General features: G+C 62.2%; 10 protein-coding genes (1 of these 10 cut by a window edge). 5 read left to right on the forward strand and 5 right to left on the reverse strand.

Features of this window, described 5'->3' with window-relative positions:
• Positions 1 to 143: 143 nt before the first annotated feature.
• From KOM00_RS04790 to KOM00_RS04805, 4 genes are all read left to right on the forward strand, one after another.
• Positions 144 to 2,654, forward strand: a complete 2,511-nt coding sequence (locus KOM00_RS04790; RefSeq protein WP_216497695.1) for a mannose-1-phosphate guanyltransferase — start codon at positions 144 to 146, stop codon at positions 2,652 to 2,654.
• A 36-nt stretch (positions 2,655 to 2,690) separates the two neighbouring features.
• Entirely contained in the window at positions 2,691 to 4,907 is a 2,217-nt protein-coding gene (locus KOM00_RS04795) for a glycoside hydrolase family 57 protein (protein ID WP_216497696.1), read from the forward strand.
• Between the two features lie 83 nt (positions 4,908 to 4,990).
• Entirely contained in the window at positions 4,991 to 6,451 is a 1,461-nt protein-coding gene (glgA, locus tag KOM00_RS04800; RefSeq protein WP_216497697.1) for a glycogen synthase GlgA, read from the forward strand.
• A 3-nt stretch (positions 6,452 to 6,454) separates the two neighbouring features.
• Positions 6,455 to 6,619: a hypothetical protein gene (locus KOM00_RS04805; protein WP_216497698.1), complete on the forward strand. Its 165-nt coding sequence runs from the start codon at positions 6,455 to 6,457 to the stop codon at positions 6,617 to 6,619.
• Positions 6,620 to 6,698: 79 nt separating this feature from the next.
• Here the strand turns inward: KOM00_RS04805 and KOM00_RS04810 are convergent, their stop codons facing one another.
• The 5 genes from KOM00_RS04810 to KOM00_RS04830 form a co-directional block, all read right to left on the reverse strand.
• The gene (locus tag KOM00_RS04810) at positions 6,699 to 7,745 is read right to left on the reverse strand and encodes a hypothetical protein (RefSeq protein ID WP_216497699.1); all 1,047 of its coding nucleotides are present in this window, start codon (positions 7,743 to 7,745) and stop codon (positions 6,699 to 6,701) included.
• A gap of 72 nt (positions 7,746 to 7,817) precedes the next feature.
• Positions 7,818 to 8,618, reverse strand: coding sequence for a peptidoglycan editing factor PgeF (gene pgeF / locus KOM00_RS04815; RefSeq protein WP_216497700.1), 801 nt, complete (start codon positions 8,616 to 8,618; stop codon positions 7,818 to 7,820).
• Between the two features lie 75 nt (positions 8,619 to 8,693).
• Positions 8,694 to 9,653 (reverse strand): RluA family pseudouridine synthase, encoded by a 960-nt coding sequence (locus KOM00_RS04820; RefSeq protein WP_216497701.1) that lies wholly within the window; start codon positions 9,651 to 9,653, stop codon positions 8,694 to 8,696.
• Between the two features lie 104 nt (positions 9,654 to 9,757).
• Positions 9,758 to 10,021, reverse strand: a complete 264-nt coding sequence (locus KOM00_RS04825) for a hypothetical protein (protein ID WP_216497702.1) — start codon at positions 10,019 to 10,021, stop codon at positions 9,758 to 9,760.
• 59 nt (positions 10,022 to 10,080) lie between these two features.
• A complete protein-coding gene (locus KOM00_RS04830; protein WP_216497703.1) occupies positions 10,081 to 11,514 on the reverse strand; it encodes a DegQ family serine endoprotease in 1,434 nt (477 codons plus the stop codon).
• Between the two features lie 144 nt (positions 11,515 to 11,658).
• On the opposite strand from KOM00_RS04830, the gene KOM00_RS04835 reads away from it, so the two are divergent.
• Positions 11,659 to 12,278: the 5' portion of a helix-turn-helix domain-containing protein gene (locus tag KOM00_RS04835; RefSeq protein ID WP_216497704.1), read on the forward strand. 1 nt of this gene lie beyond the right edge of the window; the window shows 620 of its 621 coding nt (coding positions 1–620); its start codon is at positions 11,659 to 11,661; its stop codon straddles the right edge of the window (only 2 of its three bases are visible, at positions 12,277 to 12,278).

Here is a 12,278-nt window from a genome sequence, read left to right on the forward strand (position 1 = left end):
ATAAAGATTGAGATAAAGACTAAGTTTTTAGGTATGAAAACTTGGTCAGGCCCCGGCCGTCCTTGATCTCAGTCCCAGGTTTAATCTTAATCTTAGTCTTAATCTTAGTCTTAATCTCAATCTGATCCTTGGAGGCTGCAACTATGAAGGCAGTGATTATGGCGGGTGGTTTTGGTACCCGGATGCAACCGCTTACCTGCAACATCCCGAAGCCGATGGTTCCGCTTATGAACCGTCCGATCATGCTGCACATCGTCGAACTGCTGAAGAAATACGGCGTCACCGATCTGGTCATGCTCCTGTACCACCAGCCCAGCGTGATCAAGAACTTCTTCCGCGACGGCGCCGACCTGGGGGTGAGGATCACCTACGTGACGCCCCTGGAGGATATGGGCACGGCCGGCGCGGTGAAGTGCGCCGAAAAATACCTGGACGAGCGTTTCCTGATCATCAGCGGCGACCTGCTGACCGATTTCAACCTGCAGAAGGTGATCGACTTCCACCAGGCGAACAAGGCTTTGGCAACCATCACCCTCACCTCGGTCAAGGACCCGCTGCAGTTCGGCGTGGTGATCACGGACAAGGAGAAGCGCATCACCCAGTTCCTGGAGAAGCCGGGGTGGGGCGAGGTGATATCCGATACCATCAACACCGGCATCTACGTCCTCGAGCCGGAGATCTTCAAGTACATCCCGGAGGGTGAGAACTTCGACTTCTCCCAGGACCTGTTCCCCCTCCTTTTGAAGAAGAAGGCGGCGCTGTTCGGTTTCCCGGTCAAAGGGTACTGGAGAGACATCGGCAACACCGATTCCTATCGCGAGGCGCACCACGACATTCTCAAGGGGAAGGTGAGCGTCAAGGTGGACGAGCCCCGGCGGGAGATGGCGGGGGTCGATCTGCGGGTCGGGGTGGACGTGAGGCTGGGCGAGGGGACCCTGGTGGAGGGGACGGTCGTCGTGGGGGACAACTCCCAGATCCAGGGGGGGGCGGAGATCAGGGACAGCGTGATCGGCCGCAACTGCATCATCGAGCCGGGGGTCAAGCTGACCCGGGCGGTGGTCTGGGACAACGCCTACATCAAGAAGGGAGCCAAGATCAACGACTGCGTCATCTGCAACAACGTGAGCGTCGGCACCGCGACCGTGATGGAAGAGGGAGGGGTGATAGCGGACGACACCGCCATCGGCGAGGAAAGCTACATCAAGCGGGACGTGAAGATCTGGCCCAGAAAGCTTATCGAGGCAGGCTCCACCGTCACCGGCAACCTGATCTGGGGGGAGCGCTGGAAGAAGTCCCTGTTCGAGGGGGAGATGATCAAGGGGCTCACCAACATCGAGCTCACCCCCGAGTTCGTCGCGAAACTTGGCTGCGCCTACGGCACCTCCCTCCCCAAGGGGAGCCACGTCCTGGTCGGCCGCGACACGACCCTCTCCTCGCGCATGCTGAAGCGGAGCTTCCTGGGGGGGATCCTCTCCGCCGGCGTCAACGTGCGCGACATCAGGATGGTGTCGCTGCCGGTGTTGCGCTACAAGCTGCGCACCTTCGGCGAGGTGGGCGGGGTGCACTTTCGCCAGTCGCTCGAGGACCCCGCCACCACCGAGATCGTCTTTCTGGACGCGGACGGACTCGACTTCTCCTCCTCCATGGGTAAGAACATCGAGCGCATCTTCTACAAGGAGAACTTCCGGCGCGCGCACCACATGGAGCCGGGGGGGATCACCGAGCTGCCGCAGGTGATGGATTTCTATCGCGAGGGGTTCTTCCGGGGGCTGGACCAGCAGCTCATCAGGAGCTCCAAGGCCAAGGTGGTGGTCGATTTCAACCACTCGCCGGCCGGCCAGATCCTCCCCCAGATCCTGAACGACCTGGGGTGCGAGGTGATCGGGCTCAACACCTACCTGGACGAGCAGCGCGGTTCGAAGACGGTGGACGAGAAGCCGAACTCCCTGCAGCAGCTGGCCAAGATCGTGATGACGCTGGAGGCGCGGGCCGGATTCTGGCTCGATCCCACGGTCGAGGAGGTGGTGCTGGTGGACGAGACCGGCAAGATCTACCAGCCGGAGGAGTTCCTTGCGCTCATGACGTCGCTCATGCTGAAGAGCGGCTCCAGGGGCGCCTTCGCGGTCCCGGTGTCGGCCCCCTCGGTGATCGAGGAGATCGCCAACGAGAACGGCAGCTCGGTGCGCCGTACCAAGAGCATGGACCGCTCCATGATCGAGGCGGCCATCTCATCCGAGGTGGTCATGGCCGGCTCCATGACCGGGCGCTTCGCCTTCCCCAAGTTCCAGGCCGCCTTCGACGGCATGTTCACCATCGCCAAGACCATCGAGCTCTCCAGCGCCGCCGGGGTGCCGCTGTCCCGCGTCTTGAAGGATGTCCCCAAGAGTTCCTTCCTGCAGGGGAAGGTCCCCTGCGTCTGGGAGAAGAAGGGGGGGGTCATGCGCAAGATGAGCGAAGACAGCCTGGACAAGGAGGCCTCCTTCATCGACGGCATCAAGGTCTCCTTCGGCAACGACTGGGTGCTGGTGCTCCCCGACCAGTACCAGCCGGTGATCCACGTGGTGGCCGAGGCCAAGGACCCGAAGACGGCGCAGAAGCTTCTGGAGGATTACATGCAGAAGGTGCAGCGCTGGAAGAAGGAGCTGGCCCAGTAGCGGGCGCCGCGGCTTGGGCCGCGTCAAGGGGATAGGATGAGCGAACCACTGTACCTCACGCTGCTTTGGCACATGCACCAGCCCTTCTACAAGGATCCGGTCCGGGGGGAGTACCTGCTCCCCTGGGCCTACCTCCATGCGGTGAAGGACTACTACGACATGCCGGCCATCGTCGCTGAGAGCCCCGGTGCCAAGGTGGTCTTCAACCTGGTCCCCTCGCTTTTGGAGCAGATCCTCGACTACGCCTCGGGGGAGGCGGTCGACCCCTATCTCTGCCTCGCGCGGAAGGCCCCGGCCGACCTGGACCACGCGGAGCGGCTCTTTCTCCTGGAGAACTTCTTCTCCGCCAACAAGCGGCGCATGATCGAGCCCTACCCGCGCTACCTGGAGCTGTACTGGATGGCGGGGGACGGCGCCCCCGGGACGGCCGCATCACGGGTGGCACTCTTCGGGGAGCGGGACCTGCTCGACCTGCAGGTCTGGTTCTACCTCGCCTGGACCGGGGTGGCGGCCCGCCGGCGCTTCCCCGTGTTCGGCGAACTGATCCGCAAGGGACAGGGGTTTGATGCCGCGGACAAGGCCCTGCTGTTCGACACCCAGCGCGAGCTGATCTCCGAGATCATCCCGCTGTACCGCAGGCTGCACCAGGAGGGGAAGGTCGAGCTTTCGGTGACCCCGTATTTTCACCCGATACTGCCGCTTTTGTGCGACTCGCGCATAGCGCGGGTGGCGCTCCCCGCTGCGAAGCTGCCCAAGATCGACATCCGCTACCCGGAGGACGCGCGGGGGCAGGTGGCCCACGGCATCGAGAGCTTCGAGAGGTTGTTCGGCTTCAGGCCGCGCGGGATGTGGCCCCCGGAGGGGTCGGTGAGCGACGAGGCACTCGGGATCATGTCCCGGGAGGGGCTCTGCTGGACCGCCTCCGACGAGCGGGTGCTGGCCCAGACCCTTCCTGCAGGGTTGGGGGGGGAGCGGGAAGCGCTCTACCACCCCTATCTGTTCCAGCAGGGGGGAGAGGAGATCGCCCTGTTCTTCCGGGACCAGGTGCTCTCGGACCAGATCGGCTTCACCTATTCCCAGTGGGAGGCGGAGCGTGCCGTCACGGACTTCGTGGGGCGGGTCAAGGAGATCCGGCAGCAGTGCCGTTCCCCCCGCGTGGTGCCGGTGATTCTGGACGGGGAGAACGCCTGGGAGCACTACCACGACAACGGGCTTCCCTTCCTCTCAAGGCTATACGCTGCGCTGGCGCAGACACCGGGAGTGGAGCCCGCCACCTTCTCGGAGGTGCTGGAGCGGGTCTCGGAGCGGCGGGTGCTGCGGCACGTGCATCCCGGCTCCTGGATCAACGCCGACTACGGCATCTGGATCGGGCATCCCGAGGAGAACCTGGGGTGGGAATACCTCGCCAAGGCGAGGGAGGCCGCGGTCCACAAGAGCCCCGAGGTGGCACAGCTTCTCTCCGGGGGGACCAGCAGCGACGAGTCGGCCCGGCGTGCCTGCAAGGCCCTCTACGCCGCACAGGGGAGCGACTGGTTCTGGTGGTACGGCGACGATCATTTCTCCCCCCACTCCGGCCACTTCGATCTGCTGTTCCGCAGCCACCTGATCAACGTGTACCAGCTGCTGGCACTGGAGGTCCCCGGGGAGCTGCTCGAGCCGATCAAGAAGCAGCGTCCCGCCGGCTTCGTCCGGGGGCCGGCACGGCTGATCACACCATGCTTGAACGCGGCCGCCGACGACTACTTCGAGTGGCTCGCGGCGGGATTGTACGATCTGACCCGGCAGGGGGGGGCGATGCACGCCGCTGAGACGGGGTTGCAATCGTTTTACTACGGCTATGATCTGGACTACTTCTATTTCAGGATCGACGGAGCACAGTCGCTGGAGAAGCTGCTGCAGCCAGGCGACCGCCTCTCCCTGCACCTAATGGGGGGGCGCGAATACCGCATCGAGATGCAGGCCGGGGACGGCGAGGGGGAACTTCAGCTTCTGAAGGAGGGGCGGTGGCAGCCTTCCGGGGGGGTGGGGCGCTACTGGGTCGACCGCAGCGCGCAGCTGCGCATCCCGCTCTCGGCCCTGCGGCTCGCCCCCGGGGACAGGCTCTGCTGCTACCTTACCCACTCCCGCGGGGCGAATCTGCTCGGCCGCTGGCCGACCGAGGCGCCGCTCCCCCTCGCCTATGCGGGACCCTGTCTCGGGATGGAGCAGGGGGCGCTCAAGGACCTTCCCTCCTTGGAGCCCGACCCATCTTAAATTTTTCTTTTGCAAAAAAACTTTACCCGCGGGCAGTCTTAATCTAGAATGTGCCTATAATTCCAGGGTGTTAGAGGCTTTACATGAAGATTTTGTTTGTTGCGTCAGAGGTCACTCCCTTCGCCAAGACCGGAGGTCTGGCGGATGTCGCCGGCGCACTCCCGAAGACTCTTAAAACGCTCGGTCATGACGTGAGGATCATGATGCCCTTCTACTCGGTGGTCGAGCGGGGGGGGATGGCGGTCCGCAAGGGACGCAAGAGCGCGTCGGTCATGGTGGACGGCGTCGAGAAGAAGGGGTTCCTGCGCCAGGCTTCGCTCGGGGAGATCCCGGTTTACCTCATCGAGAACAAGGAGTACTTCGCCCGTGAAGAACTCTACGGCACCCCCAGCGGCGATTATCCCGACAACGCCCAACGCTTCTCCTTCTTCTGCCGCTGCGTCCTCGAGCTGTTGAAGAAGATGGACTTCCGGCCGGACATCATCCACTGCCACGATTGGCAGACCGCGCTGATCCCCCATTACCTGAAGCACGAGAGGAAGAACGATCCCTTCTTCGCAAGGACCGGGGTCATCTTCACCATTCACAACCTGGCCTACCAGGGGCTCTTCCCCAAGGAGGAGCTCCCGACCATGGGGCTCTCCAGGGAGTGCTTCAACATCGACGGGCTGGAATTCTACGGCAAGGTGAACCTCCTGAAGGGGGGCATCCTCACCGCCGACCTGGTGACCACCGTCTCCGAGGCCTACTGCCGCGAGATCCGGACGCCGGAGATGGGATGCGGCCTGCACGGTGTGCTGCAGACCAGAAAGGACGACCTGGTCGGCATCCTCAACGGGCTCGACTACGAGGAATGGAACCCCGCCATGGACCGGGAGATCATGAAGAACTACAGCCATGCCTCCCTCTCGGGGAAGATGGTCGACAAGATCGGGCTGCAGCGGCTCATGGGGCTTGCCAGCGCCCCGGAGGTCCCGGTCTTCGGCATGGTCTCGCGCATGGTGGCCCAGAAGGGGTTCGACCTGATCGCGGAGCTCCTGCCGATGATCGCCAAGGCCCCGATGCAGCTCGTTTTGCTGGGCAACGGCGAGGAGCGCTACGTGAAGGCCTTCAACGACATCAAGGCCTCCGGCGCCCGTAACATCGCCTTCGCCAGCGGCTTCGACCATTCCCTGGCCCCCAAGATCTACGCCGGAAGCGACATGTTCCTGATGCCTTCCTTCTTCGAGCCGTGCGGGCTGGGGCAGCTGATCGCCATGCGCTACGGCACCGTCCCGGTGGTGCGCAGGACCGGCGGGCTCGCCGACAGCGTCTTCGATCCCCGGGACAACGACAAGGCGCCCAACGGTTTCGTCTTCGACGAGTACAGCGCGGAGGCGCTCTGGGAGGCCATGAACCGGGCGCTGACCGCATACCAGGACAAGGCGTTCTGGAAGAAGCTGATGCGCCGCGGCATGAGCAGCGACTATTCCTGGCAGAACTCGGTGCACAAGTATCTTGAGCTGTATCGCAAGGCCTTGCTGCGCAAGGGAGGGGAGGCGTAACCCGTGGAACACGAAGATCTCGACGAACTCGCCGGTGAGATCCGGAGGCTCATAGAAAGCAACAAGGAATTTCTGAAGCGTGTTGTCGAGGAGGACTACGACGACGAGGAAGAGGCGGAGGGGGAGGACGAAAGCCCGGAGGACCCGGAGGATTTCGAAGAGTTGTAGTTAAGGCCGCGTGCGGGTGCTGAATAAAGAAGGCGGCGCCGAGAGTTGATCTCGGGCGCCGCCTTTTTGTTGTCCGCCGTTACCTAGCGGGGGGCTGTTCCGGGACGATATCGCCCGAGGTGATGGGGGGCGGACCGGCCGGTGCAGCAGGTGCTGCCGGTTGGGGAACCGGTGCTGCCGGTGCTGCAGGCGCCACACCCTGCGGGGCTGCCGAAACAGGAGCGGCAGGGGGTGGAGCGATAGGAGCGGCGGCGGCCGGCGGAGTGTAGTAGACCGGTGCGCTCACCGGAGCGGGCAGGGTCTCCTTTTCCTTCTCCTTGGCGCCGAAGAGCGGCTTGTAGGTCTGCAGCAGCGCGAGCATCTCGTCGAACTGTTTTACGTACAGGGTGGAGACCTCGGGGGCGTTGGCGACGGATGAGGGCTCGCTCTTGGCGAAGGCGGCGTTCACGCCGGCCACCGTCTTGAACTTCACGTCGACCTTCTCCGTCAGGTTCGCCGCCGCCTCGTCGAAATCCGGGTACTGCAGCGAGAAGAACATCGGGTAGGACGGCGACTCACGCCGGAAGTTCGGGTATTCCCAGATGGTGTTCCCTTCCCTGTCCAGCATCACCGCGGACATGGTGAGGTAGTTGAAGTCCGTCTCGAGGTAGGAAAGGAAGTTGCTCGAGAAGACCTTCCCCGGCTTGGTCAGGCCGCTCACCGTCACGAACAGGACGGCGTCCAGGCCGTTCTCGGTCATGAGTTGTTTCAGGTCGTCCTTTTTGAAGAAGTACTTGTTGTAGACGATGCGGGCGTCGTCGCGTTTCTCGCGGTTCCAGACCAGGGAGCTGAAGAGCCGGTCCGGTTCCGCCGTAACAGGGCGCACGGCGTAGAATATGCCGGTGCTCCTGATCCTCGCGATCAGTTCCTTCTCGTTCTTCAGGTTGTAGCTGCGCACGATGGAAACGATCGACGCCTTCTCCGGGTGCCTGATGTCGCTCTCCGCGTCGGTGAAGAAGGGGGCCACCCCGATGGTGCGCACCCTCTTCTCGAGGGTGTCCTGGGGGATGTTGTAGTAGTTGTGGGCGCAGCCGAAAAGGGCGCCGGTCGCCACCATGAGCAGGGCAAGTCTGAACAAGATCCTCATCTGTTGAAGCCTCCTGTAAAGGATTCTAACTCTCCGCCGTCTTATACCAGAAGCTCGGCCGGAGCGCTACAGTTATTGCTCCCCTTCCAGCATGATGAAGCCCACCTGCCTGCCGGTGTCCCCTTCGTCGCGGCGGTAGGAGAAGAAGAGTTCCTGGTTGCAGCAGACGCAGTGCTCGCTCACCTGGATCTGGTCGGCGCTAAGACCGGCGTCCAGGAGCAGCTGGCGGTTGGCCTTGCCCAGGTCGAGCATCCACTTCCCTTCCCCCTGCGCGGTGGCGCAGAGATCCCAGGCCATGCCTGCCTGCTTGAAGGCGTCGCGTACCGGGGCGTCCACCTCGTAGCAGCAGGCCCCGATGTGGGGACCGATCGCGGCACGGATGTTCTTCTTGTTGCAGCCGAACAGGTTCACCAGCGCCTCGACGCCCTTGGCGCCGATGTTGCCCGCGGTTCCCTGCCACCCGGCGTGGAGCGCGGCCACCACGTTCTGCACCGGGTCGTGCAGCAGGATGGGGACGCAGTCTGCGACGCAGACGGCGATCATGATGCCGGGCTGGTTGGTGACGATCCCGTCGCACTCCAGTTTCAGGAAGTGGGACAGTTCCGGGTTGGGTGCGTCGATCACCAGGAGGTCGGTCCCGTGCACCTGGCTCACGGTGAGGAAGCGGTCCAGGGTCGCGCCCAGGCTGCGGGCGAGCAGGCTGCGGTTCCCTTCGACGTTGTGCGAGGAGTCCAGGGTGTTGCTCCCCAGGTTCAGCGAGTTGTATGGGGGGCGCGACACACCTTCGTGGCGCGTGGTGAAGCCGGCGACGGCGCCGCCTGCGGCGAGCCGCGGTTTCAGGTACTGGATCTTTCCTGCTTTCTGCATTTCCATGAATGACACCTCTTGTGTATATGGGGGGTGGCTATGGTTGGGGGGGGCGGATTTTCCAGCCCCAGGCCCCGGTCCCTAGCCCCTGTTTTTCTCTTCCAGGTAGTCGATGATGCCGGCCATGTCGGGGGGGAGCTCCGTGTCGAACTCCAAGTACTCTCCAGTGACCGGGTGGAGGAAACCGAGGGTCTTGGCGTGCAGTGCCTGGCGCCCCATCGCCCTGATCATCTGCTTGAGTACAGGGTCCTTCAACTGGGACAGCCGGCTGCCGCCGCCGTAGACCTCGTCGGCCAAAAGCGGGTGTCCCGCCTCGGAGAGGTGCACCCTGATCTGGTGCGTGCGCCCGGTCTCCAGCTTCAGGCGCACCAGGGTGATGCCGGGGTACCGCGCCTCGACGCGCCAGTGGGTGATGGCGTTCTTGCCGTGCCGTGCCGTGCCCGACATCTTCTTGCGCTCCACGGGGTGGCGTCCGATCACGGACTCGATGCGTCCCCTCTCCTCCTTGGGGCTACCGTACACCAGCGCGAGGTAGATCCGCTTGATGCTGTGCACCTTGAACTGGTCGGCGAGGCCGTTGTGGGCCCGATCGCTCTTGGCGACCACCAGGGTTCCCGAGGTGTCCTTGTCGATGCGGTGCACGATGCCCGGCCGCAACTCCCCCCCGATTCCCGAGAGGTCCTTGCAGTGGGCCAGCAGCGCGTTCACAAGCGTTCCCTCGGCGTTGCCCGCACCGGGATGCACGACCATTCCCGCCCCCTTGTTCACCACGACGATGTCGCTGTCCTCGTAAAGGATTTCGAGCGGGATCTCTTCCGGTTGCGGTTGGGCGGGTGCCGGCGGCGGGATGGTCACGGTGACCGTCTCGCCCCCCTTGAGCTTGAGCGATGGCTTTTGCTGTTGCCCGTTCACCGTGGCATGGCCGGTTTCGATGAGCCTGAGGGCGGCGGAGCGGGTAAGTTCGGCGACGCTGCGGGAAATGAAGCTGTCCAGCCGTTCGGGGTCGGCGCCACAGGGGAAGATGAGTTCAATGGGTTCCATCTACGTTGGGTTCTCCTGGGAGAGGGCACTCCCGTAAAAAAAGCGCGGGCGCGTTTCTGAAAGGAAGCGCGCCCGGGACCTGTCTAGTGTTGAAGTTGTACTGCTTACCAGATGTTGGATTCGATCTTCCCTGCCCGCTTTATCAGTACGTCGACCACGGCTATATCGAAGATGTTGGATTCCGCCAGTTCTTTGCTCACCCGGGACTGGAAGTGTTCCCTTCCTTCTGCCAGTTGGTCGTTGAGGAGCTCGAAGATGTTATCTTCCTTTATTCCCTGCTCAACCTTCTCGCGGTTGTAAAGGGCGACATCCGATACGATGGCCCTGGCCAGCCTTCTGGCCTGATCCTGGTTTTCTATGAGACTCATCGATCACTCCCTGGCGGTCAAATATCAGGGGACACTATACGCAGTTTTCAATCAAGATTCTATCTTAATTTTAAGGCGAAATAGATGTTCGCGTTTCCGCGTCTCACCAGGAGCGCCACCGCACCCCGGTTGTTCGCGTCCTTCATCGCCTTTTGGTACTCCGCGAGGTTACGGACTTTCTTCTGGTTCACCGACACGATCACGTCGCCGCGCTGGATGCCGCTCTCCTCGGCGATGCCGCCGGGTTCGAGGTCGCTTACCACGACACCGGTGATGCCGCGCCGCCGCATTTCGGGGCCCAGTTCCTCGACGGAGAGTCCGAGCAATCCTGCCTCGCGCTCGGGTCTTTGCATCTGCGACTGCACCGGGGCGCTCTCCGCCGGGGCCGTGGTGACTAAAACCTTGAGCTCTCTGCCGTCGCGGTACAGGGTGATTTCGACCTTTTTGCCGATGGGGGTCTCCCCGACCAGGCGCTGCAATTGGCGCACGTCCTTGACGCTCGCTCCGTTAAAGCCGGTGATGATGTCACCCTGCATGATGCTCGCCTTGGAGGCGGGGCCGCCGGGGACCACGTCGTTCACCAGGGCCCCGCCGGCCTTGGGCAAAGCGAAGGATTTGGCCATCTCCTCGGTCACGGACTGGATCGAGACGCCGAGCCACCCGCGGCTGACGTTGCCCTTGCTGATCAGTTGGGTGACTACCTGCTTGGCCATGTTGACCGGTATCGCGAAGCCGATCCCCTGTCCGGCTGCAACGATGGCGGTGTTGATTCCGATCACCTCGCCGTAGATGTTGAGCAGCGGCCCGCCGGAGTTGCCCGGGTTAATGGATGCATCGGTCTGGATGAAGTCCTCGTAGGTTTCAATCCCCATGTTGGACCTGCCGGTAGCGGAGACCACGCCGACCGTCACGGTGCGGTCCAGGCCGAAGGGGTTGCCGATGGCGATGGCCCATTGTCCGACCTGCAACTTGCTGGAATCGCCCAGAACTGCGGCCGGCAGCGGTTCCTTCGCGTTGATCTTGATGACGGCTATGTCCGTCTTGGGGTCGGAGCCGATCACCTTTCCGGTATAGACGCTTTCGTTGGAAAGCTTCACCTGGATGGTTTCCGCATCGCGGACAACGTGGTCGTTGGTGACGATATAGCCTTCATTGTTCAGTATGAAGCCGGAGCCGAGGCTGCTCTCCCTTTTGTATTGGGGGCGACCCGTGTCGCCGAAGAAATCTTCGAAGAAGGGAGAGCCTTCGAAAAACGGCCGGACCAGTTTTTTCTTGCCGATGGTGGAGATGTTTACTACGGAAGGGGTTACCTTCTTCACCAGGGTCGTAAAGGCTTGCTGGGTGTTCAGTATGTCTTTGGGTACTTCCTGAACCGGAGCCGGGACAGATTCTTTTCGATCCGATTCATAGAGCAGAGCTCCCTCTTTCTTTTTGCAGGAAGACAGGACTGTGGAAAGGATCAGGAAGATAACGAGTAGTCGGACGCTTTTCATTTGTCGCTCCTTTAAATGAAAGGCTCAGAAGGAAGAAAAAAGCGTAGCCAAAAACTGGATTGATGTCAACCCTTTCGGTAGATTCAGGGGGTCTCTCGCCATTGTGTAAATACCCCTTGACGGCAGATGGGTATTTGAATATATATGCAGAGACGGGGGTGCTTCGTGCAAGAGAAGATCAAGCAGGAAATAAGAGAGATGAAGCTGGGTGAGAAGGTGCGTGGACTGCGCCAGGAACAACGGCTCACCCTCCAGGCCCTGGCCGACATGACTGGGCTGTCCAAGCCGCTCCTGTCGCAGATCGAGAACGACCAGGTGACCCCGCCCATTGCCACCCTCCTAAAGATCGCTAAAGGGCTCAAGGTGGGGATTCACTACTTCTTCGAGGAGGCGGGGGATCGGCAGAAGTTCATGCTGACCCGTGGGGATCAGTCTCCGCTTGGCAGTCAGCGCCGCCCCGGCAAGGACGCGGTGCAGCAGGGGTATATGTATAAGCCTCTTGCCCCCGGCATGCGTCAGAAAAAGGTGGAGCCTTTCCTGATCGAGTTCGAGCAGCGCGAATGGGACAGCAGCCTCTTCTACAGTCACGAAGGGGTCGAGTTCCTCTACCTGCTAGATGGCGAGCTGGAGTTCCACTATGCAGACGAGGTGATGCGACTCTACCCCGGCGACAGCATCTACTATGAATCCTCCGAACCTCACGGTTACGTCTCGGTCGGCGAGGTCCGTGCCCGCGCTGTGGCAGTTCTGTACACCAAGAGCTA

Origin of the sequence: Geomonas diazotrophica (assembly GCF_018919385.1) — a bacterium.
GTDB lineage: Bacteria > Desulfobacterota > Desulfuromonadia > Geobacterales > Geobacteraceae > Geomonas > Geomonas diazotrophica.